Raw genomic sequence first — 23108 nt, 5'->3', positions numbered from 1 at the left:
TGGAAATGGAAGAAATCTTTGACAAGCTTCAAGCGGTTGCCGATCGCTATGATGAGCTCAACGAACTGATCAGTGACCCTGAAGTCATTGCCGACACGGCGCGGTTTATGAAATTGTCCAAGGAAGAGGGAAGTCTGCGTGAAACCGTTGAAAAATACAACGAGTACAAGCAGGTAACGCAAACCATTAAAGATGACGAAGAAATGCTTCGTGAAATTGATGATCCTGACTTAACGGCAATGACCAAAGATGAGATTGCCTCGTTAAAGGAACGCCAAGCCGAGTTGGAAAAGGAATTGGAAGTTCTTTTGATTCCTAAAGACCCTAATGATGACAAAAACATTATCATGGAAATTCGTGGGGCTGCCGGTGGTGATGAGGCCAGTCTGTTTGCGGCCGATCTGTATGATATGTACCTGCGCTATGCTGAAAAGCAAGGCTGGAAGGTTGAAGTTGTCGATAAAAACGAAACCGAAGTCGGCGGTTTTAAGGAAATCTCTTTGCTGATCACTGGCGACAAGGTTTACTCCAAGCTGAAGTTTGAAAACGGCGCTCACCGCGTACAGCGAGTACCAGTTACGGAATCAGCCGGTCGGGTGCACACGTCAACGGCAACGGTTGGAGTGATGCCAGAAGCTGAAGACGTTGAGATCGACATTGATCCAAAAGACATTCGGACCGACGTTTACCGTTCCTCTGGTGCCGGTGGTCAGCACATCAACAAGACCTCTTCAGCCGTTCGCATGACGCACCTGCCAACCGGGATCGTGGTTGCCATGCAAGATGAGCGTTCGCAACAACAGAACCGAGCCAAGGCCATGCGGATCTTAAAGGCACGGGTCTATGACTACTACCAGCAAAAAGAACAGAATGCCTATGACCAAAAGCGTAAAGATGCGATTGGGACCGGGGATCGTTCCGAACGAATTCGGACCTACAACTACCCACAAAACCGGGTTACCGACCACCGTATCGGCTTGACGCTTAACAAGCTGGATAAGATCATGGCTGGGGACCTAGATGAGATCATCGAAGCCTTGATCATTGCCGATCAGACCAAGAAACTGGAGCAGCTGCGCAATGAATAGGCCAACCGGCGAATCCTGGACCTACTTTCAGGCACAGCGCTGGGCAGCCGATTATCTCAAAGAGCGGGGACTTGATCCGCATACGCCAGAATTTATCCTCAAGATGATTCATGACTGGAACACCACGACGCTTTTAATGCATAATCGCGATCTGATGCCAACTGAAGAGGCGGTCCGCTTTCGCAAGGCCATTGAGCGCGTAGCTGACCACGAGCCGCCACAGTATGTCGTTGGCAAGGCACCATTTTACGGCCGCATGTTTATTGTCAGTCGCGATGTCTTAATCCCAGAAAGCGAAACCGAAGAACTGGTTGAGTGGGTATTGGATACAATGCCTAAAGACAAGCCACTGCGCGTTTTGGATCTGGGAACCGGCAGTGGGGCAATCGGTATTACGCTGAAACTGGAGCGGCCGCTTTGGCAAGTGACGCTCAGCGACATCTCAGCTGGAGCCTTACGCGTAGCAACCGCCAATCAGCGTCTGCATGGTACCAATCTACCCGAAATTGAAAGCGACATGTTTGCTCGCCTGGCTGATCAAAAGTTTGATCTGATCGTAACCAATCCGCCATATATCGCGCCATCAGAGATTGCTCTAATGGATAAGGCGGTCTTGGACTATGAGCCGCCCGTTGCACTGTTTGCTGATGAGCACGGCCTTGGATTTTATCATCGCCTGTTTGAAAGGATTGGCGATCATCTAACACCAGGCGGTCAGCTGTTTGGCGAAACCGGTTTTGATCAGGAGCAGGGCATTCAAGATCTCTGCCATCAAGTTGCCCCCAATGCGCAAATCCAAACGCGTCATGATATGGCTGATCGCATGCGGATGATTCATGCATGGAATTTTTAAGTCTGGGAAGGAAGCACGATTTTGGAAACAAAGATTTTTAAGCTAAATGAGATTGATCAAGCGGCGCAGGCTATTAAAAATGGACAGCTGGTGGCTTTCCCAACTGAAACGGTCTATGGTCTGGGTGCTGATGCCACCAATGAAGACGCCGTTAAAAATGTCTACTTGGCCAAGGGACGTCCCAGTGACAATCCACTGATCGTTCACGTGGCCTCAATTGAGATGGTTGAGCGCTATGCAGCCGAGATTCCCGATAACGCGCGGCAATTGATGAAGCAGTTTTGGCCTGGTTCATTGACGATCATTTTAAAAATCAAGCCAGGCTCACTTTCCAAAACAGTAACTGGTGGTCTGGAAACGGTGGCCTTTCGTTTCCCTGACTGTCAGCCAACCCTTGATTTAATCTTAAAAGCCGGTGTACCGATCGTGGGCCCATCTGCCAATACTTCTGGCAAGCCGAGTCCAACGACGGCTCAGCACGTCTATCATGACTTAAACGGCAAAATTGCGGGAATCTTGGACAATGGACCGACACGAGTTGGGGTTGAATCGACGGTGCTGGATCTTTCAACATCGCAACCGGCAATTCTGCGGCCCGGAGCTGTTACCAAGGCCCAGATCGAATCAGTAATTGGCTCGATTGATCTGGACCGGCACCACGTTGGCAAAAACGAAACGCCTAAGGCTCCAGGCATGAAGTATCGCCACTATGCACCAGGCGTCCCGGTTGCCATTGTTGATCCGCAAACCGACTGGCAGATGGTTGATAAATGGATTGCTGATCAGCCGTTTAAGGTCGGTGTAATGGCTGAAAAACAAATTTTAGATCAGATTGCCTGGAGTGATAATGCCGTCCTCTACTCGTTGGGGGATGATGTCAGTGATGCCAGTGCGCATCTGTTTGGCGGGCTGCGCTTTTTTGACGATCAAGCCGACGTCAAAGCAATTCTGGTACAGGGATTAAAAGCTGCTGGACTAGGTGCCGCCTATATGAATCGCTTGAATAAGTCAGCGGGCGGCCACCATTTTGATGCATCAGTCAAATAATTGATAAAATTAATTTTTTTGCCTAAGCATAAAGGCACGTTTTTGGTACAATAGTTGAGAAACATTTAAGGAGATATATATTCATGGGCAAGTTTGAAGTTATTGAACATCCATTGGTTCAACACAAATTAACGATGATCCGCGACAAAAACGTTGGGACCAAGTTTTTCCGCGAAACGGTCAAGGAAATCTCAACACTGATTGCTTACGAGGTTTCTAAGAACATGCCGCTCAAGGAAGTCGAGATCGAAACGCCAATCTGCAAGACCACGCAAAAGGAACTGGCTGGCAAGAAGGTTGCCATTGTGCCAATTCTGCGGGCTGGTTTGGGAATGGTCGAAGGCTTTACCGATCTGATTCCAGCTGCCAAGATCGGTTTTATTGGTATGTACCGTGATGAGGAAACGCTTAAGCCACATGAATATTTTGTTAAGCTGCCAAGCGACGTTTCAGAACGTCAATTATTCGTTGTTGACCCAATGCTGGCAACGGGTGGCTCAGCCGTTGATGCCATTGGCGCTTTAAAGAAGCGGGGCTGTGAGGAAAAGAATATCAAGTTTGCTTGTCTGGTTGCTGCTCCAGAAGGGGTTAAGGCAATCCAAGCTGCTTATCCAGATGTTGACATCTATACGGCATCACTGGACGAACGCTTAAACGACCAAGGCTACATCGTTCCTGGTCTGGGCGATGCCGGTGACCGCCTGTTTGGTACCAAGTAATTAGCTGAATTAAAAATCCAGTCTGTGATCTAATCATGGACTGGATTTTTGATTTCTTAACATTTATTAACAACCGCGCTCAAATGAAGTCAAGTTCGCCAAAAATAGTAAAATAGTAGCTGATTGTAAAAAATAAATCCAATAAAGGATCTGAAAAAATGCAGAAATTAAAGGTTTCATCCAGCTTTGTCAGATGGCTGCTGATTTTGGTGGTCGTTGGGCTGGGGGCGATTCTGTTTACGTTTCATAATGAGTCGTTTTATCAGCGTCCCCTGGCCAGAGTCGAGCAGGTGAGGAACGAAAAGGCAGTCAAGCAGACTGACGAGTTTAAAAACGTTGACTGGCAGACTAAGCAATATCTAAAAATCAAGATGCTCAATGGTAAGTATCGTGGAAAAAAGCTGATGGTCACCAATACCTATTCTTATTCGGGTGCAATGGATCAAAGATATCGAGTCGGCAATGAGATCTTTTTAACGCGCGTGCATGAGAAAGATGGATTGCTGCATGCGACGATCGCGGGCTATAAGCGCGATACCGTCATTGTATTTCTGGTTTGGCTGGTAATTTTGCTTCTGCTTTTGATGATGAAAAAACAAGGCAATCTGGCATTACTCAGTGTAGTGGTCAACTCGATTCTATTTGTTTTGGCAATTGAGCTGGATCTTAAAATGCAGGCAGCCCATGTCTTGTTGATTTTTGGCACTTTGGCACTGATCTTTACGATTGTCAGCCTGATTCTGATTTTGGGCTTGACCAAGCGCATGCTGGCGACGCTGGGTGCAACCGTTTGTGGTACGTTGATTGCAATGCTGATCAGCCTGTTGGTTTTCCAATTAACGCAGGAGCGCGGCATTTACTATGAATCAATGCAGTACGTAACCCAGGTTCCCCGACCGTTGTTTTTGGCCGAGACCTTACTGGGATCACTGGGTGCCGTAATGGATGAATCAAGCGATATCGTGGCCACGATCTTTGAATTGAGACAGCTCGATCCCACCGCAACCAAAGGCCAGCTGTTTATGGCCGGCCGCAGCGTTGGCAAATCGATCATGGGACCCTTGGTCAATGTTTTGTTTCTGATTTTTATGGCCGATACCTTTACCTCATCGCTGCTGTATCTTAAAAATGGCAATTCTTGGGGCTATACGTTTTCGATGAACATGTGTCTGGGAACCGTTCAGAGTCTGATCAGCGGTATTGGCATCGTCTTGGCCATTCCGATTGCCAGTGGTCTGGCGGCAATCCTGTTGGGAAAGAAGGGAAAAGCATGAGTACGATTACAGCACTGGGCCTGGTCTTGATGGTGTTGATGATTTTGGTTGGCGGTAAGCAAGGCTGGACCGCATTTTTAAGTCTGCTGCTAAATTTTGGCTTTTTGTACTTTGCCATCGTTTTGATTGCTTTTCATGTCCCGCCAATGTTTGTTACGCTAACGACGGGTACGATTATTTTGGCTGTAACGATTTTTATGGGCGAAGATGATTTGAAAACGACTGTAACGGCTTTTTATGCCTCACTGATCGTAATGGGGCTTCTTTTGTTGTTGATTGTCGGTGTTGAGCATTGGGCAATGGTGCAAGGCTTTGGTTCCGAAGACAGCGAGGATTTGGAAGGAATGTCGCTTTTAATCGGCATCAGCTATCTGAAAGTAGCAGTTACGACGACGATTTTAAGTACGTTGGGGGCCATTGCTGAAGCAGCAATGGCCGTGTCGGCTGGACTGACCGAGATTTTAGATGCCCATCCTGATATTGACAATGCGCAGATCATGAAAAGCGGGATGGCAATTGGTGGCCAGATTATTGGTACGACCTTTAATACCTTGTTCTTTGGCTTTTTTGGCGGCTTCTTAACGCTGTTTATCTGGTTTGCGGGACTGCATTATTCGTTAGGCACGATCATAAACAACAAGATTTTCGTTGGTGAGATGATCATGGTATTGACCTCGTTTATCGGCGTTTTGCTGACGGTGCCGATTACGGCTTGGATCATGGGACTGCGAAAAAAGAGCGTGGTTGACAGTTTTGGTGAAAACAAGTAAGCTATTATCTGGTAACTTGAATATCGGTCCTTTAATCAAATCCAGAGAGGTTTGAAAGGATGCGTTAAAATAATCATCCAATTGCGGATTGTTTTAAGGTAGTCTTTGGGCCGGCGCTCAAGGGCTATTATTTTTATCTGCATAGGAGTGTTTTTATGGCACATCGCGATGGCGTCGTTTTAGACGTTGATGAACGGCCAGAATTTGGTCAATGGGTTGGACTTTCATTGCAGCATATGTTCTCAATGTTTGGCTCAACGGTGCTGGTACCAATTCTGGTCGGATTAAATCCCGGCATTGCCCTTTTTAGTTCTGGGGTTGGGACCTTAATGTATCTGCTGATTACATGGCATAAGATTCCAGCCTACATGGGATCCAGCTTCAGTTTTATCGTGCCGATGATGGCATTGATGAAGTCAACTGGCTATCCCGGCATTGCTCAAGGAACGGTAGCAGTTGGCTGTGTATATCTGCTGGTATCTTTAATTGTAACGATGATCGGTTCGGACTGGATTGATCGAGTACTGCCGCCGATTGTGGTTGGCCCGATCGTGATGGTAATCGGTCTTTCTTTGGCCAGTACGGCTGCCAAGGATGCCACGATGAATGGTACGCACTATGACTTGCGCTACTTTGCCGTAGCTATGCTGACTCTGATCATTACGATTGCATTCAATATGTTTTTTAAGGGCTTTTTGGGACTGATTCCGATTCTGCTTGGGATTGTTTGTGGCTATGTGATTGCTTGTCTGTTTGGTATTGTTGATCTGGCTCCAGTTGCCAGCGCGCATTGGTTCAGTCTGCCAGACTTTCAAATTCCATTTGTAACATATAAGCCGCATTTTTACTGGGGAGCCATTTTAAGCATGGCACCGATCGCGTTCGTTACCATGACTGAGCATATGGGGCATATCATGGTTCTTAACGAACTGACCGAACGCAACTACTTTAAAGATCCTGGCTTGAACCATACGCTGGCTGGTGACGGGACGGCTTCAATCATTGCTGGTTTCGTTGGGGGCCCGCCAGTAACCTCATATGGTGAAAATATCGGTGTCTTGGCCATCACGCGGGTTCACAGTGTCTACGTGCTGGCTGGAGCTGCAATGTTTGCCGTCTTCTTCAGTTTTGTCGGTAAGCTGAGTGCATTGATCGAATCAATTCCTGGACCTGTAATCGGTGGTATCTCCTTCTTATTATTTGGTGTGATTGCCTCTAGCGGTCTGCGAGTTATGATTGAAGACCAAATTGACTTTAACAAAAAGCGCAATTTGATGATCAGCTCGGTAATTCTGGTGATTGGGATTGGTAATGCCTACTTAAAATTAGGCCAATATCAGTTTTCAGGATTGGCAGTAGCAGCGGTCTTGGGGATCATTTTAAATCTGATCCTGCCTGATGAGGCTGCCAGCGAACGTAAGCAAAACAACTAGACCAATTAAAAAAGAAACAAATGATGACGTTTTATCTCAAATGTCATCATTTTTTTATTTATGTCAATGAATAGATATAAATTATCAACAATTTATTAGGTTGGTTTATATATTACCTTAAACTCTAACTGCTTGCTGAGCAACGGATTGAGATGATGTTGGCGTTTTCTTAGACGCTGATATTTTTTTGAAATTTTAATGAAATAATGCTATATTAATGATCGTAACTTGGGACAGTTCGTGGTTGTTTCAACGAGATGGAATCCAATTTACAAACCAAATTATTGTTATAAAGAAAAGAGGTGGAATATAAATGGGCGAGGAAGCTTATACTTTTAAGCTATTCGGCCTTACGTTCAATGCGACTAACGTAATTTCAGGCGCCATTATCTTTGTCTTGGTCTTCTTTGTATTGTTTGGCCTTTCACGGCATCTGCAAATGAAGCCCAAGGGTGGTCAGAACTTGATTGAATGGCTGATTGAATTCACAAACGGTATCGTGCGGGAACAGATGCCCGCATCAGAAGTTGGCAACTACAGCTTCTTGGCCTTCGTACTGTTTGCCTTCATCTTCTTCTCAAACCAGCTGGGTCTGATTTTCCAGATCGGATGGAATGGAAACGAGATTGTAAGAAGTCCCACTGCCGATCCAGTCGTAACGCTGACGTTCTCGTTAAGCATGATCATGCTGGCACACTTTGCCGGGATCAGCAAAAACGGTCTGAAGCACTATTTTGGCTCTTACCTCAAGCCATATGCCATTATGCTGCCAATTAACTTGGTTGAGGAATTTGCCAACTTCTTGACGCTGGGTCTGCGGCTCTTTGGTAACATCTTTGCCGGGGAACTGCTGCTGAAGTTGCTTGGACAGATGGCCTTTTCACATGGTGTTCCAACGATTCTGGTCAGTCTGCCGCTTGAAATCGTTTGGCAAGGCTTCTCAGTCTTCATTGGGGCTATTCAGGCTTATGTCTTTGTAACATTAACTACGGTTTATATTTCTCAGAAGGTTTCTGCTGAGGAATAAGCATATCTTAAGGAGGATATAAAAATGGGTGCAATTGCTGCAGGTATCGCTGCTTTTGGTGCGGCACTGGGTGCCGGTATTGGTAACGGTTTTGTTATTAGCCACACGATCGATGGGATGGCCCGTCAACCAGAAATGTCTGGTGCACTGCGTGGTACGATGTTCATCGGTGTTGGTTTGATCGAAGCCATGCCTATCTTGGCCATCGTTATTGGCTTCCTTGTAATGAACAAGTAGTTTGAGTAACTAAAGCTATCAATTTACAAGGAGGTGTCAATAGATGTTGCAAGGTGTTCTGGCTCAATCCAATAGCTTATACGTCGGAGACATGCTGTTTTACATTGTTTCATTTATTATCTTGATGCTGCTGGTTAAGCACTATGCTTGGAAACCAGTTACGGATATGATGAACAAGCGGGCAGCCAAGATTTCCGATGACATCGACAATGCAGAAAAGTCGCGTGCTGAAGCTGAAAAGCTGGCGGCGCAGCGTCAAGCTGAATTGCAGAACTCTCACCAAGAAGCCGCCAACATTATCAGTACGGCCAAAAAGACTGGTGAAGCTCAACGGGACCAGATCGTTACGGATGCGCAAAAAGATGCGCAGATCGTAAAAGAGCAAGCCCAAAAGGATGCTGAGCAGGCACGTCGCGATGCTCTTAAAGGGGCACAAAATGACGTTGCCAACTTATCTATTGAGATTGCTTCCAAGCTCATCCACAAGGAATTAAATGCGGACGATCAAAAAGAACTGATCGATTCGTACATCGAAGGGTTGGTAAAACATGAGTCTTGATAAGAAGACGGTTGCTAACCGCTATGCGAAAGCAATTTTTGAGCTGGCTGAAGAAAACGACCAGCTTGATCAAACTTATCAAGAATTATCTGCTTTGCGTCAAGTCTTCGAGGAAAATGGCAGTTTGGCAGCGCTGTTGAGCGGTGTCGACCTGTCACTCGCTGAGAAAAAATCTTTGATTGATGCATTGAAAAAGGATGCTTCGCCATTCGTTTCCAATCTGATTCAAATGGTTTTTGATTACGGCCGTATGGATGATTTGGTCGCAATTATTGATGAGTTTGAACGGCGCTACGATGCATTTAACAAACGCATTCACGCCGAAGTAATCACAGCGGTGCAACTCGATACGAAGCAACGCGATCAACTGAAGGCTGGTCTGGCTAAGCGCTTGTCAGCCAACGAAATCGTATTGCACGAAACGGTTGATCCGTCAATTTTAGGCGGGGTTGTTATCCGAGCCAACAATGAGACTTTGGATGGCAGTCTGCGCTCCAAGATTGAACAAATTCGTCGTTTACTTGTTAAATAATCAATTGTCAAAGAGGTGAGACCTTTATGAGCATTAAAACTGAGGAAATCAGTTCACTCATCAAGAAGCAGCTCGCCAACTATCAGGACCAAATTTCCGTTGAAGAAACTGGGACGGTTACCTATGTTGGTGACGGGGTTGCTCGTGCCGATGGCTTGGAAAATGCCATGGCTGGTGAGTTGCTCGAATTTAGCAACGGTGTCTACGGGATGGCCCAAAACCTCGAAAGTAACGATGTTGGTATCGTTATTTTAGGGGACTACACGGGAATCCGTGAAGGCGATACTGTTAAGCGGACGGGCCGGATTATGGAAGTACCCGTCGGCAAAGAACTGTTAGGTCGGGTCGTTGACCCACTGGGACGTCCAATTGACGGTCTTGGCGAAATCAAGACTGACAAGACGCGTCCCGTGGAAAAGAAGGCCCCTGGCGTTATGCAGCGTAAGAGCGTTAGCGTGCCACTGCAAACTGGTATCAAGGTTATCGATGCCTTGGTTCCAATTGGTCGTGGTCAACGTGAATTGATCATTGGTGACCGTAAGACTGGTAAGACTTCACTGGCCATTGACACGATCATCAACCAAAAAGACCAAAACATGATTTGTATCTATGTTGCCATTGGTCAAAAGGAATCCACGGTTCGGGCTCAAGTTGAAACGCTGCGTCAATACGGCGCTTTGGACTACACGATCGTCGTTTCAGCTAGTGCCTCCAACCCAGCACCTATGCTTTACCTGGCCCCATATGCCGGGGCTGCAATGGGTGAAGAGTTCATGTACAATGGCCAAGACGTTTTGATCGTTTACGATGACTTGACGAAACAAGCCGATGCCTACCGTGAACTGTCACTGATTCTGCGGCGGCCACCAGGTCGTGAAGCCTACCCAGGTGACATTTTCTACACGCACTCACGTCTGTTGGAACGTGCCGCTCGGCTGTCCGATGACATGGGTGGCGGTTCAATGACTGCTTTGCCAGTTATTCAAACCCAAGCCGGTGACGTTTCTGCCTACATTCCAACCAACGTTATCTCCATCACTGATGGTCAGATCTTCTTGGATTCTGACTCCTTCTATGCTGGTCAACGTCCAGCCATCAACGCCGGTACGTCAGTTTCTCGTGTCGGTGGTGACGCTCAGATCAAGGCCATGAAGAAGGTTGCTGGTACGCTGCGTCTGGATATTTCTGCCTACAACGAACTGGCTGCCTTTGCGCAATTCGGTTCTGACCTGGATGAAAACACGCAGCGTCGTCTGGGACGTGGTGAACGGACGATGGAAATCTTAAAGCAGGGCCTGCATGAGCCACAACCAGTTGCTCAACAGGTTGTAACGCTCTTTGCTCTGTCACATGGCTATGTTGACAACATTCCGGTTCAAGACGTTCGTCGCTTTGAACAAGAACTGGCTGCCTACATGCGTGCCAACCACCAAGACGTTTACGACCAGATTGCCGAGACTGGCAAACTGCCAGAAGGCGATGTCATCGACAAGGCAATCAAGGACTTTAAGGAAACGTCATTTCAAACCAGCGACAGCAACAAAGCTGCCAAAAACTAAGCATGACTAGTCGAAAGGACGGTGAGATTTAGTGCCAGCTTCACTTGCTACTGTTAAACGCAAGATTCAGTCAACCAAGAGCACGCGTCAGATCACTTCTGCCATGCAAATGGTTTCTACGGCTAAGCTTAACCAGATTCAGCACCATACCAAGGCTTATGAAGCCTATGCTGCTACGGTTCGTGAAGTCCTGTCCAGCATGGTCAAATCTCACAGTACGACGGACGCTGACAGTAAGGATCAGTTTACGTCGCTGTTTGACAAACGACCAGTACAACAGACTGGCATCTTAGTTATTACATCTGACCGGGGTTTGGTAGGAAGCTATAACAGCAACGTTATCAAAGAAACCCTGGAAACGATGAAAAAACACCATTTGAATAAGGACAACACGGTTTTCCTGACGATTGGGCGAACCGGGACCGAGTTCTTTAAGAAACGCGGGATGAATGTTGTCTATGAATATACTGGTGTTAGTGACGTGCCAACGTACAAGGAAGTGCGTGGGATCGTTAAGACCACGGTTCAAATGTACAATGATGGAGTGTTTGATGAGCTTTTCCTGTCATATAACCACTACGTCAACCGAATCACGTCACACGTTCGAGTTCAAAAAATGATGCCGGTATCAGAAGATTCCATGACCGACGATCAGCCGGCCGTAAGCAGCGAATCAACTGATAAGACCCGGATTTCACCTGAATTCGAGTTCGAACCTTCCGCTAACGATATCGTTTCGGTAATCGTTTCACAATATGCGGAAAGTTTGGTTTATGGAGCGATTTTGGATGCCAAGACGTCCGAACACTCCTCAAGTGCCAATGCAATGAGCTCTGCTTCCGACAATGCCGATGAAATCATTTCGGATTTGGAGCTTCAATACAACCGGGCACGACAGGCTGCCATTACCACGGAAATTACCGAAATTACCGGTGGTATGACGGCCCAAGAATAATCATTCTAGTAAGTAGGAGGAAACAGCATGAGTGCTACTGGTAAAGTTGTACAGGTTATCGGTCCAGTTGTCGATGTTGAATTCCCCTTGGACGACAAGCTGCCAGAAATCAATGACGCGCTGAAGATCGACAAAGGCGATGGCACGACGCTGACTACTGAAGTTTCCCTGGAATTGGGTGACGGTGTGGTACGGACGGTTGCCATGGACGGTACTGATGGTCTGCAACGTGGCATGAAGGTCGAAAACACGGGCGCTTCAATCAGCGTTCCAGTTGGTGACGATACTCTGGGTCGTGTCTTCAATGTCCTGGGTGAACCAATCGACAATGGTCCAGAATTCGGCCCAGATGCCAAGCGGATGCCAATTCACCGTGAAGCACCTAAGTACGAAGATTTGAACAACACTACGGAAATTTTGGAAACGGGGATCAAGGTTATTGACCTGCTGGCTCCATACGTTCGTGGTGGTAAGATTGGTCTTTTCGGCGGTGCCGGTGTCGGCAAGACCGTCTTGATTCAAGAACTGATTCACAACATTGCCCAAGGCCACAACGGTATTTCTGTATTTACCGGTGTTGGTGAACGGACCCGTGAAGGTAACGACATGTACTTCGAAATGAAGGCTTCTGGGGTTCTGAACAAGACGGCCATGGTTTATGGTCAAATGAACGAGCCACCTGGTGCCCGGATGCGGGTTGCCCTGACTGGTTTGACGATTGCGGAATACTTCCGTGACGTTAAGGGTCAAGACGTGCTGCTGTTTATCGACAACATCTTCCGGTTTACCCAAGCCGGTTCAGAAGTTTCAGCCCTGCTGGGTCGGATTCCATCAGCCGTTGGTTACCAACCTACGCTGGCTACTGAAATGGGTCAGCTGCAGGAACGGATCACCTCGACGAAAAAGGGTTCCATCACGTCGATTCAAGCCGTTTACGTTCCTGCCGATGACTATACCGACCCTGCTCCAGCAACGACTTTTGCCCACTTGGATGCCACGACCAACCTGGAACGTCGGCTGACTCAAATGGGTATCTACCCAGCCGTTGACCCACTGGCTTCAACGTCAACTGCCTTGACGCCAGAAGTCGTTGGTAAGGAACACTATGAGGTTGCTACGCGGGTACAACACGTTTTGCAGCGTTACCGTGAATTGCAAGACATCATTGCCATCCTGGGTATGGATGAGCTTTCTGATGAAGAAAAGACGATTGTTGCTCGGGCACGGCGGATTCAATTCTTCTTGTCACAGAGTTTCAACGTTGCTTCACAATTTACGGGGATGCCAGGTCGTTACGTTCCATTGAAGGACACGATCAAAGGCTTCAAGGAAATCCTGGATGGTAAGTACGATGACTTGCCAGAAGATGCCTTCCGTTTGGTTGGACCAATCGAGGATGTCGTTGAAAAAGCTAAGCAGATGAAAGCTGATGCCGAAAAAGCTGAAAACTAGGAGGGATGATCATGGCTGATAGTACTTTTAAGGTCACCATTATCACTCCTGATGGCACCGTCTATGAGAACAAAGACGCTACGATGCTGGTTATGGATACGCGTGGCGGTCAAATGGGGATCATGGCGAACCACGTGCCCCTGGTTGCAGCGTTGCAGATCAGTGCCTTGCGCGTCAAGCACAACTCCGCTAAAGACGATGTGATCGCCGTTAACGGTGGTTTCATGGAATTCAACGAAAATACCGCAATGGTGGTTGCCGACAGTGCTGAGCTGCCAACGACCATTGATGTTGCCCGGGCTGAAAAGGCCAAGGAACGCTCTGAAAAATGGGTTGAAGAAGCTAAGCAAAAGCACAGCAAGAATGAGCTTGCGCGTGCCGAAGTTCACTTGCGTCGGGCTATTAACCGACTTAACGTTTCTCAGATGCGTTAAGTCGTTTGAAAAAACGTCATGCCAATTATTGGCATGGCGTTTTTTTTAAATTCTTTGTAAACATTGATCTTCAATTAGAAGGCTTGGTGCAGAGTATGGTAAGATGATAAATGATTGCTTACTGGGAGGATGTTTAATGGAACTGACAGGGCTGCAGGCTTTGATTACGATTGTGATTCAACTTGGTTTTATTTGGATTGCCTTTTATGCTCTGCAAGGGCTGCATATGGAACGCTGGTTTCGGCGCCCACCCAAGACACTGCCTTTGCTGACAGTGATGTTGGCGACTGCACTGGGCTATTTGAATGCCAGTTTTTTATTAACGGTGCTAAAGGCAATTCATAATCTGATTTATCTGGCACGATAAATCAATGCTGGAGGAAAATCGAATGAAAAAGATTCTGATTCAAGGAGGACAGCGTCTGCAAGGAAACGCAGCGGTTGCTGGCTCGACTGAGTTGGCACTTTCAATGCAGGCGGCAGCTCTTTTGGCTTCAACCGGCGAATTTAAGCTGACTAATGTAGCGGATACGGCAATGGTTGATTCGATGAGCGAATGTCTGCAAAAGATTGGCTTAGGCATTGATGCCGTCAAGCCAATGCATCAACTGAATGTTCAAGCTCAAGCTGAATTAACGTTTGATGACCTAACGACGATTGATTCCTCAACATCAGCTGCTTTGATGGTTGGACCGCTATTGGCACGAACTGGCAGCATTAAGCTGAATAAGGATCAGTTATCGGATGAGCTGATTGATGGCCTAAGTCGCTTAGGTGCAACCGTATCAAGTGATGATCAGACTTTAAAGGTTAGTGTTGATCAGCTAACGGGCAGCCACTTGATGATCCACTCGGCTGATTGTCTAATTACACAGAGCTTGATTTTAGCAGCAGTATTGGCGAATGGCATTACCGTGATTGAAAATGCTGCCTGTGATTTTGAAGTTATCGCCCTGGCCAATCTCTTAAACAAGATGGGTGCGCGTGTTCATGGCGCGGGGACTAAGACCATCCGCATCCAGGGGGTAACCTTTGTGCATAGCTGTGACTTTGAGATTTCTGGCGACCATTTGGAGGCCACGGCATTGATGCTGGCGGCGGCGATTACTAATGGTGACGTTATCGTAGAAAATATTCATGCGCAGGCCGTTCAAGGTGCAATTGATCAGCTTGAGCGGATGGGTTGCACGGTGATCGTACAGCAAAATGGGATCCGCGTCTTGGGAACTGCCGTTTTGCTGCCCAGTGATCCGGTAGCGCTTTTTCCTAAAACGATGAGGCCTGAATTAGCAGTACTGCAGCTATTAGCCAATGGCAACAGCGTAAATGCCAAGATAGATCCCAAACTGCTTGATCAGTTGCAAAAGATGCAGGCTGACGTACAGGTACAAAACGATGGACTGGTTTTAAAAGGTCCTTGTCGGCTGACCGGAACCAGCGTTAAGGCTACCGATGCTGTCAGTGCCTTGACGTTGACCTTGGCAGGGCTGGCAGCACGAGGAATGACGATCGTTGAAAATGGCGCTTATCTTGGGATTGAGTACGAGGACTTGCCAAGCAAGCTGCAAGGTCTGGGGGCCAGTCTGCAGCTAAAAGACATTGATTGATCTTAAGTATCGCAATAAAAATTTAAGTATGGTAGATTCTTATCAATTCAGCGGTTAAAAGCTGGTTGTGGTATAATATCGTTCGAATTGAGTAAAAATCGGAAGGAGAAAAACATGGCTAAGGATATCGGAATTGACCTTGGAACAGCCAATGTTCTGATTTACGTACAAGGAAAGGGTATCGTATTAAACGAACCATCCGTAGTGGCAATTGATACTCGTACTAACAAGGTGCTGGCAGTCGGCTCAGAGGCCTATCGAATGGTTGGTCGGACGCCAAGCAACATTCGCGCGATTCGGCCACTGAAAAATGGGGTAATTTCCGACTTTGATATGACCCAGGAAATGCTTTCCTACTTTATCAGCAAGCTTAGTGTCAAGGGCTTCATGTCAAAACCTGATATTATGATCTGTGCGCCAACCAACATTACCGAAATTGAGCGCAAAGCCATTATTCAAGCTGCCGAACAATCCGGCGGCGGCAAGGTCTACTTGGAATATGAGCCTAAGGTAGCTGCAATCGGTGCTGGATTGGACATCTTCAAGCCACGCGGCAATATGGTAATCGACATGGGTGGCGGTACCAGCGACATCGCCGTCCTTTCATTGGGCGATATCGTAGCCAGTGAATCAGTCCGCTTGGCTGGTGACCAGCTGAACAGTGATATTGCTGAATATATCAAGGATCACCATGGCCTGATCATTGGTGAGCATACCGCTGAGCGCATCAAGATCAAGCTGGGGACGGCTCAAAAGATGGCTGAGCCTCAGACTATGGAAGTTCGCGGTCGTGACGTTGCCAGTGGCATGCCAAAGCAGATCGAAACCAATGAGAATGAAATTGCGGATGCTCTGCACGACACGCTGGAACAGATTGTACGGGCTTCGGTTACCGTTTTGGAAACCATACCACCAGAGCTGGCCAGCGATATTATCGATCGCGGCATCATGCTGACGGGTGGGACCGCAATGCTGCATGGTCTCGATAAGCTGTTTAGTGATCGATTGAAGGTCCCGGTAGTCGTTTCTCAAGATCCGCTGGATAACGTTGCCAAGGGCGCCGGCGAACTGCTGGAACGTATGCAGGCTGATGGCGGTAAAAGTCGCAAGTAGAAGCAATGTTTAGGAAAATGGTGATCATGCTGATCAAGGGTTATCAGCGCGGCATTTCAGCACGTCGTCCCTATCGTGTGTGTCGCTATGAGCCAACCTGCTCGCAGTATATGCTGGAAGCCGTTCAGCGATTTGGCCTAAAAGGAATCATTATGGGCAGTGCCAGGATTCTGCGCTGTCATCCTTGGGCCAGGGGCGGTTTTGATCCAGTGCCGGATCACTTTACAATCCGACGAACACATCATAGACAAGGGTGAAAACGTGTCAAAAAAAGAAAAGACGGTTGCTGTTAGCGTCAAAGATATTGAACGCAATGGCCAGCCGGTAGAACAGATTTTTGTTGGAAAGCGACTGATCGGTGAGGTCGTGGCTGATAAGGAGCGTTTTAAAGCAATCCTTTTGAAAGGGGAGCAGGCATTTTACGTTCGCTCTCAAGAAGAGGGCCTCGAAACGATTCTGCAGCAGTATCATCTTCACCAAGGTTGATTGGTGGATAAAAGGGGGTTGGGGGACATCCCGAACCCTTTTTAGTTTTAATTAAGGAGAAATTTTAATGCAACGTTCGCAAAATGATAATGAATCGCGGATTGACTGGGGCATTATCTTCTGTGTGCTTTTGCTGGCTTTGATTGGTCTGGCTTCAATCTATGTTGCTGCCGTTAACGATACGACGCCAACCAGTGTTGCACGCCAGGTAGTATCGCAACTGGTTTGGTACATCATCGGGACGATTCTGATCATTGTTATCATGCAGTTTGATGCCGAACAGCTCTGGAAGATCGCCCCAATCGTCTATTGGCTGGGTGTCTTCTTGATGTTTGCCATTCTGGTGTTCTACAGTCGATCATACTATGCCAGTACTGGTGCCAAAAGCTGGTTTGCAATTGGTCCATTCACCTTCCAGCCTTCCGAGGTTATGAAACCAGCCTACATTCTGATGATGGGGCGCGTAATTACCACGCACAACAGTCAGTACAGCACACATACCGTGGAATCGGACTGGCGCTTGATCGGGAAGATGCTTTTGTGGCTGATGCCGATCATGATCTCTTTGCACTTCCAAAACGACTTTGGGACGTCGCTGGTTTTCTTTGCCATCTTCTGCGGCATGTTGCTGGTTGGTGGCGTAACCTGGCGCATCATCGCTCCGGTAGCGACGGTATTGATCGTGATTGGTGGTTCAGCTTTGGCAATGGTTACCAGTACGACCGGTCGCCGGATCTTGGAACATATCGGCTTTCAATCGTATCAGTTTGACCGTGTCGACACTTGGCTGAATCCTCAAGCTGATACGACCAATCAAGGCTACCAGCTTTGGCAAAGTATCAAGGCGGTCGGTAGTGGTGGCATTACCGGGACTGGCTTTAACCATACGCACGTTTATGTGCCGGTGCGTGAATCCGACATGATCTTTTCGGTGATTGGTGAGAACTTTGGCTTTATCGGTGGCGTTTTATTAATCCTGCTGTACCTATTGTTGATCTATCTGATGATTCGGGTGACGTTTGATACTCGAAATGAGTTTTATGCCTACATTTCAACCGGCGTAATTATGATGATTCTTTTTCACGTCTTTGAAAATATCGGGATGAATATTGGTCTTTTGCCATTGACCGGGATTCCGTTGCCATTTATCAGTGCTGGGGGTTCGTCTTTGATCGGAAATCTGATCGGGGTCGGTATGGTCATGTCAATGCGATATCATCATCATTCCTACATGTTCAGCAACAATCAAGAATTTCACTAGAGGTGATATAAAATGGAGCAGCCATGGTGGATTGATCATCAGGCTCGTGACCTGGCCGCGATTGGTTTGACTGAGTCGGCATTGCAGAAACTAGGACGGCTGCGGTTTGTCGATCTTGCACTGGTTGGTACGCAGCTTAAGACCAATGACAGTTTGGCAACGATTGAAGGACAGCAGATGATTACCGATTTAAAAAGTCCAATTGATGGTGTGATCGTGGCGGTCAATCCAGCCTTAAAGGGATGGGTGGCTGCTGATGTCGATAATGGACAATGGCTGATTAAGGTACAGCCATTTAGCTGAATGAATTTCTCTGACTACTGAGACCGGCAATATTAAGCCAGTCTCAGTTTTTTTATGAAATTTATGAAAAAAGTGTTGACGGAAATTAAAATTGCATTATAATAACTACATAATCAATTAATCGAACGAACAAATCTAAACATACAGAAAAGCAGAGTAGATTGTGGCGCGTGCTCAGAGAGTTTCCGGTTGGTGCGAGGAAATTCGTTAAGCAGTCGAAGATGGGCTTGGAATGGTACTGGCGATATTTAGCCGGTAACGGGGTTGCAGCCGTTATCAATGCAAGGTGATTTTTTCAAGTCACCTACCGAGGTCTGGTTTGTGAGAATCAGACAAAAAAAGGTGGTACCGCGAAACACTCGTCCTTTTTCTTAGGACGAGTGTTTTTTGTTTGTTTCGATTGATGATAATCAGACAATTGGCTGCCGGCAGGCTGTTGTTTAGTAAAAAGCTATTATTCAAAGGGATTATTCAACTGAGATTGAGAGGAGACATCATTATGAATAAACGTAAGAAGAAAACACTGATTTGGGTTGTTGTAGCACTGGTTGTCGTTATTGCTGGGATTTTTAGCTTCGGCAACTTTGGCAAGCAAAAAGAACAAACCGTAACGGTCGGGGTCGTTTCCCCATCCAAGCAGGATGAAGCTGTTTGGAACCAGGTTAAGAAGACGGCGAAGAGCAAGTACAACGTTGACATTAAGTTGAAGACGTTTACCGACTACAACCAGCCAAACAAGGCTCTGCAAAGTGGCAGCATTGATCTGAACGCATTCCAGCACAAGGCATTCTTGAATGCTTGGAACAAGGCCAACCATGGTACGCTGGTTTCCATCGGTAAGACGTTTATCACGCCAATTCACCTGTACTCCAACAACTACAAGAGCGTTAAGAGTCTGCCAGATGGCGCAACGATTGCTATTCCAAACGATGCATCCAACGAAAGCCGGGCACTGTACGTTCTGCAAAGTGCTGGCTTGATTACCTTGAAGAAGAACACCGGTGCATTGGCAACGATCAGCTCAATTGCCAAGAACCCAAAGAACCTGAAGATTAAAGAAGTTGCTGCTGACCAAGCTGCCCGGACTTTGAGCAGTGTCGATGCTGCAGTGGTTAACACCAACTACGCCGTGGCTGCCAAGATCTCAACCAAGAAGTCCATCTTTACTGAACCAGTTGACAAGAACTCTGAACAATGGATCAACTTGATTGCCGCTCAAAAGAAGGATCGCAACAAGGAAGCCTACAAGGATGTTGTTAAGGCATACCAAACTGAAAAGGTTAAGAAGGTTATTAACGAACAATACAAGGGCATGGAAAAGCCAGCTTGGGACATTAAGCTGAAGTAATTCCGACTAGACAGAAGGAGAAGAGATATATGGGGACAAACATTATTGATTTGGAACACATCGACGTTACGTTCCAGACTGGCAAAAACGAAACTGTTCAAGCCGTTAAGGATGTCACCCTGCAAGTCGAAAAAGGCGACATCTATGGGGTAGTTGGCTACTCTGGTGCCGGTAAGTCTACGCTGGTTCGTACGATCAACCTGCTGCAAAAGCCAACTGCAGGTAAGATTACGGTTGAAGGCGAGGTACTGTTTGCCGATCACAAGCAGCAGATCAGCAATGACAAACTGCAGGAAAAGCGACGCAATATCGGTATGATCTTTCAGCACTTTAATCTGCTGAACGAAACGACGGTGCTCGACAACGTCATGTTTGCCCTCAAGCACAGTAAACTCAGTGATGACGAGGTCGAACAAAAGTCACTCAAGCTCTTGGATCTGGTCGGCTTAAAGGACAAGGCTGATGCTTATCCGGTTCAGCTGTCCGGCGGTGAGCAGCAGCGGGTTGCGATTGCCCGTGCGCTGGCCAACGACCCTGAGATTTTGATTTCAGATGAGGCAACGTCGGCATTGGATCCACGCAATACCAATCAAATTCTGGATCTGCTCAAGGACCTGAATGAAAAGCTGGGCTTGACAATTATTTTGATCACGCACGAAATGGATGCCGTTAAGCGTGTTGCCAACAAGATTGCAGTAATGCAGCATGGGGTTATCATCGAAAAAGGCGAGCTGCGCAAGATTTTCCTGCAGCCACAGCAGGAACTGACGCGCCAATTCGTTGGTGGTTCACTGGCTGCCATGGATACGCTGCGCTCAATGGATCTGGGAACGCTAAAAGATGATGAAGAGCTCTATCAACTGGTCTACAGCGGCAATTCAGTCGTTGAGCCACTGATTATCGGACTCTATAAGCAGACCGGCGTTGAGGCCAGCATGATTTACGGTAACGTTGAGGTATTAGGCAACGTGCCGATCGGAATGCTGTTTGTCATCGTTAAAGGTACGCCTGAGCAACGCGATGCTGCTGTAAAGTTCTTTAAGGATCAAGACGTTGAAGTAACCAAGATTGATGATCGGGGGATTTGGCATGACTGAGTTTTTTGCAAAATATTTTCCTAATGTCGTCCAACTAGGCTGGAGCGGCGACAGTGGCTGGGGCACCTCAATTGGTCAGACACTGTACATGACTTTTTGGCCAGCTGTCTTTGGTGGCATTCTTGGTATGCTGTTCGGGGTAATTTTGGTTGTCACCAAGCCTGGTGGCATTATGGAAAATCGGACGCTGTTTAGTATTTCCGACAAGATCGTCTCACTGTTTCGGGCCATTCCGTTCATCATCCTGCTGGCCTTCATTGCACCAGTAACGCAATTGATCGTTGGGACGCAGATTGGGACGACGGCAGCTTTGGTACCATTGTCGTTAGGATTTTTCCCATTCTATGCGCGTCAGGTACAAGTTGCCTTAGAAAGCGTAAACTATGGTAAGATCGAAGCAGCTCAGGCAATCGGTGCTACCAACAGCGACATCATCTTTGACGTCTACTTGCGTGAGGCACGCTCTGAGCTGGTGCGGGTAACGACGGTTTCTCTGATCAGTCTGGTTGGCCTGACTGCAATGGCTGGTGCAGTTGGTGCCGGTGGGCTTGGTAACACGGCTATTGCCTACGGGTACGATCGTTTCTGCAATGACATTACGATCGTAGCCACGCTGCTGGTCTTGGTACTGGTTATCATTATTCAGTTGGTTGGTGACGTTTTGGCAAAGGCCGTTAACCACCAAAACCGCTAATCTGTTTAAATTATGGAAACGGCTTTTTCGGGCCGTTTCTTTTTTTAGAAATTCTGGAGGGCATTAAAATGGATAAGGAGAAACAGGCAAAAATATTAAAAGATCTGATTCAAATCAATTCGGTCAATGGCAATGAGATTGATGTTGCAGCATACTTAGCCAAACTTTTTGAACAATACGGCTTTAAGACTGAAATTGATGCGTTTGGCGATCGGCGGGCCAATCTGATCGTTGAGTTTGGGTCTGACAGCTCAAAACGGGTATTGGGCGTTACCGGCCACATGGATACCGTTGCAATCGGTAATCGCAATAATTGGCATCATGATCCGTTTGGGGCCGAAACGCAAGGGGATCGATTATATGGCCGTGGGGCTGCTGATATGAAAAGCGGTTTGGCAGCGCAGGTTATTGCCTTGATCGAGCTAAAGGAAAGTGGCTGGCAGCCTGATGGTAAGATTCGCTTTATTGCTACCGCTGGTGAAGAATATGGGACGCCGGGTGCCAATCGTCTGGAAGAAAGAGGCATTGCAAAAGATCTGGATGCTTTAATCGTTGGTGAGCCAACGGGCGGCAACATCGTTTATGCCACGTCGGGAAGCTACAACTATCAAGTTATCTGCAAAGGACGCTCAACTCACAGCTCCATGCCAGAACGTGGCGTCAATGCCGTTAGTGGTCTGGCTCGGTTTATTGAACTGGAGGATCGGCTTTTTGACAATGTCCCACTTGATCAGTATCTGGGCAGTGTTAAGCATTCAATCACGATTCTAAAGGCAGGCGATCAAGTCAATACGATTCCAGATCATGCTGAATTGCGCGGCAACATTCGACCTACGCGGGCCTTTGATAATCAAAAGGTTACGCAGCGCCTCAATCAGGCCATCGACTATCTGAATCAGACCACGGACTATCAGTTGTCGCTTAACATTTTAAATGACTGGTGGCCAATTGCGACCGATCCACAAAATGAGTTGGTGAAACTGGCATTGACAGCATCGAAAAACAGCTATCAAAAAGATCCAGAGCTAACGATTATCAATGGGGCTACCGATGCCAGCGTATTTGTCAAGCATCGTCCGGAGCTGCCGGTTATCGTATTAGGTGCCGATGAGTGGTCGCGGGCCCATCAGGTTGATGAGTATACGACCTGGTCGAGCTATTTTGCCACAATCAGTGCCTATCAGACGATCATGCGCGATTTTTTTGCATAGTACTTAACTCAACCTCTTAACTACGTATAGATAATCATACCTCAGCGCA

At 47.2% G+C, this 23108-nt stretch carries 26 protein-coding genes and 1 other annotated feature; all 26 genes read left to right on the top strand.

The window, feature by feature from the left end; genetic code table 11:
• Positions 1-5 precede the first annotated feature (5 nt).
• The 26 genes from prfA (at position 6) to HF864_RS00375 (ending at position 23059) form a co-directional block, all read left to right on the top strand.
• The gene (gene prfA / locus HF864_RS00500; protein WP_205882243.1) at positions 6-1088 is read left to right on the top strand and encodes a peptide chain release factor 1; all 1083 of its coding nucleotides are present in this window, start codon (positions 6-8) and stop codon (positions 1086-1088) included.
• Positions 1081-1941, top strand: a complete 861-nt coding sequence (prmC, locus tag HF864_RS00495; RefSeq protein WP_169461190.1) for a peptide chain release factor N(5)-glutamine methyltransferase — start codon at positions 1081-1083, stop codon at positions 1939-1941. The genes prfA and prmC overlap by 8 nt, the downstream gene beginning before the upstream one ends.
• Before the next feature lie 21 nt (positions 1942-1962).
• Positions 1963-2988 (top strand): L-threonylcarbamoyladenylate synthase, encoded by a 1026-nt coding sequence (locus tag HF864_RS00490; protein ID WP_169461189.1) that lies wholly within the window; start codon positions 1963-1965, stop codon positions 2986-2988.
• 83 nt (positions 2989-3071) lie between these two features.
• Positions 3072-3707: a uracil phosphoribosyltransferase gene (gene upp / locus HF864_RS00485; RefSeq protein WP_169461188.1), complete on the top strand. Its 636-nt coding sequence runs from the start codon at positions 3072-3074 to the stop codon at positions 3705-3707.
• Between the two features lie 158 nt (positions 3708-3865).
• Positions 3866-4981, top strand: coding sequence for a YibE/F family protein (locus HF864_RS00480; RefSeq protein WP_169461187.1), 1116 nt, complete (start codon positions 3866-3868; stop codon positions 4979-4981).
• Entirely contained in the window at positions 4978-5751 is a 774-nt protein-coding gene (locus tag HF864_RS00475; protein ID WP_169461186.1) for a YibE/F family protein, read from the top strand. Before HF864_RS00480 ends, HF864_RS00475 begins: the two co-directional genes overlap by 4 nt.
• Positions 5752-5906: 155 nt before the next feature.
• On the top strand, positions 5907-7184 hold the full coding sequence (locus HF864_RS00470) for a solute carrier family 23 protein (protein WP_169461185.1): 1278 nt from the start codon (positions 5907-5909) through the stop codon (positions 7182-7184).
• 313 nt (positions 7185-7497) lie between these two features.
• Positions 7498-8211, top strand: a complete 714-nt coding sequence (gene atpB / locus HF864_RS00465; RefSeq protein ID WP_169461184.1) for a F0F1 ATP synthase subunit A — start codon at positions 7498-7500, stop codon at positions 8209-8211.
• A 24-nt stretch (positions 8212-8235) separates the two neighbouring features.
• Positions 8236-8448 carry a F0F1 ATP synthase subunit C gene (gene atpE / locus HF864_RS00460; protein WP_006500291.1) on the top strand — a complete coding sequence of 71 codons (213 nt, stop codon included), beginning with the start codon at positions 8236-8238 and terminating at the stop codon, positions 8446-8448.
• A 43-nt stretch (positions 8449-8491) separates the two neighbouring features.
• Positions 8492-9007: a F0F1 ATP synthase subunit B gene (atpF, locus tag HF864_RS00455; protein WP_169461183.1), complete on the top strand. Its 516-nt coding sequence runs from the start codon at positions 8492-8494 to the stop codon at positions 9005-9007.
• Complete coding sequence (gene atpH / locus HF864_RS00450) at positions 8997-9539, top strand: ATP synthase F1 subunit delta (RefSeq protein ID WP_169461182.1); 543 nt, start codon at positions 8997-8999, stop codon at positions 9537-9539. The genes atpF and atpH overlap by 11 nt, the downstream gene beginning before the upstream one ends.
• A gap of 26 nt (positions 9540-9565) precedes the next feature.
• On the top strand, positions 9566-11098 hold the full coding sequence (gene atpA, locus HF864_RS00445) for a F0F1 ATP synthase subunit alpha (protein ID WP_169461181.1): 1533 nt from the start codon (positions 9566-9568) through the stop codon (positions 11096-11098).
• A 31-nt stretch (positions 11099-11129) separates the two neighbouring features.
• Positions 11130-12053 (top strand): F0F1 ATP synthase subunit gamma, encoded by a 924-nt coding sequence (locus tag HF864_RS00440; RefSeq protein ID WP_169461180.1) that lies wholly within the window; start codon positions 11130-11132, stop codon positions 12051-12053.
• A gap of 27 nt (positions 12054-12080) precedes the next feature.
• The gene (gene atpD, locus HF864_RS00435) at positions 12081-13505 is read left to right on the top strand and encodes a F0F1 ATP synthase subunit beta (RefSeq protein ID WP_169461179.1); all 1425 of its coding nucleotides are present in this window, start codon (positions 12081-12083) and stop codon (positions 13503-13505) included.
• Between the two features lie 11 nt (positions 13506-13516).
• Complete coding sequence (locus tag HF864_RS00430; protein ID WP_169461178.1) at positions 13517-13939, top strand: F0F1 ATP synthase subunit epsilon; 423 nt, start codon at positions 13517-13519, stop codon at positions 13937-13939.
• A gap of 136 nt (positions 13940-14075) precedes the next feature.
• A complete protein-coding gene (locus tag HF864_RS00425) occupies positions 14076-14306 on the top strand; it encodes a DUF1146 family protein (RefSeq protein WP_169461177.1) in 231 nt (76 codons plus the stop codon).
• A gap of 22 nt (positions 14307-14328) precedes the next feature.
• Entirely contained in the window at positions 14329-15546 is a 1218-nt protein-coding gene (locus HF864_RS00420; protein WP_169461176.1) for a UDP-N-acetylglucosamine 1-carboxyvinyltransferase, read from the top strand.
• Between the two features lie 114 nt (positions 15547-15660).
• Positions 15661-16659: a rod shape-determining protein gene (locus HF864_RS00415; protein WP_169461175.1), complete on the top strand. Its 999-nt coding sequence runs from the start codon at positions 15661-15663 to the stop codon at positions 16657-16659.
• 5 nt (positions 16660-16664) lie between these two features.
• On the top strand, positions 16665-16916 hold the full coding sequence (gene yidD, locus HF864_RS00410) for a membrane protein insertion efficiency factor YidD (RefSeq protein ID WP_169461174.1): 252 nt from the start codon (positions 16665-16667) through the stop codon (positions 16914-16916).
• A gap of 4 nt (positions 16917-16920) precedes the next feature.
• Positions 16921-17145: a DUF2969 domain-containing protein gene (locus HF864_RS00405; protein WP_006500281.1), complete on the top strand. Its 225-nt coding sequence runs from the start codon at positions 16921-16923 to the stop codon at positions 17143-17145.
• A gap of 67 nt (positions 17146-17212) precedes the next feature.
• Positions 17213-18406 (top strand): FtsW/RodA/SpoVE family cell cycle protein, encoded by a 1194-nt coding sequence (locus tag HF864_RS00400; RefSeq protein WP_169461173.1) that lies wholly within the window; start codon positions 17213-17215, stop codon positions 18404-18406.
• Between the two features lie 12 nt (positions 18407-18418).
• Positions 18419-18709 carry a glycine cleavage system protein H gene (locus tag HF864_RS00395; RefSeq protein WP_169461172.1) on the top strand — a complete coding sequence of 97 codons (291 nt, stop codon included), beginning with the start codon at positions 18419-18421 and terminating at the stop codon, positions 18707-18709.
• A 135-nt stretch (positions 18710-18844) separates the two neighbouring features.
• Positions 18845-19079 (top strand) — a binding site (T-box leader).
• A gap of 129 nt (positions 19080-19208) precedes the next feature.
• Positions 19209-20057, top strand: coding sequence for a MetQ/NlpA family ABC transporter substrate-binding protein (locus HF864_RS00390; RefSeq protein ID WP_169461171.1), 849 nt, complete (start codon positions 19209-19211; stop codon positions 20055-20057).
• Between the two features lie 29 nt (positions 20058-20086).
• Positions 20087-21154, top strand: a complete 1068-nt coding sequence (locus HF864_RS00385; RefSeq protein ID WP_169461170.1) for a methionine ABC transporter ATP-binding protein — start codon at positions 20087-20089, stop codon at positions 21152-21154.
• Positions 21147-21848, top strand: a complete 702-nt coding sequence (locus HF864_RS00380; protein WP_205882230.1) for a methionine ABC transporter permease — start codon at positions 21147-21149, stop codon at positions 21846-21848. Before HF864_RS00385 ends, HF864_RS00380 begins: the two co-directional genes overlap by 8 nt.
• Positions 21849-21916: 68 nt before the next feature.
• Entirely contained in the window at positions 21917-23059 is a 1143-nt protein-coding gene (locus HF864_RS00375) for an ArgE/DapE family deacylase (protein ID WP_169461169.1), read from the top strand.
• Positions 23060-23108 lie beyond the last annotated feature (49 nt).

The organism is Lactobacillus sp. MRS-253-APC-2B, assembly GCF_012843675.1.
GTDB lineage: Bacteria > Bacillota > Bacilli > Lactobacillales > Lactobacillaceae > Limosilactobacillus > Limosilactobacillus pulli.
The sequence above is the reverse complement of the archived record's forward strand: the minus strand, read 5'-3'. Positions and strand labels throughout refer to the sequence as shown.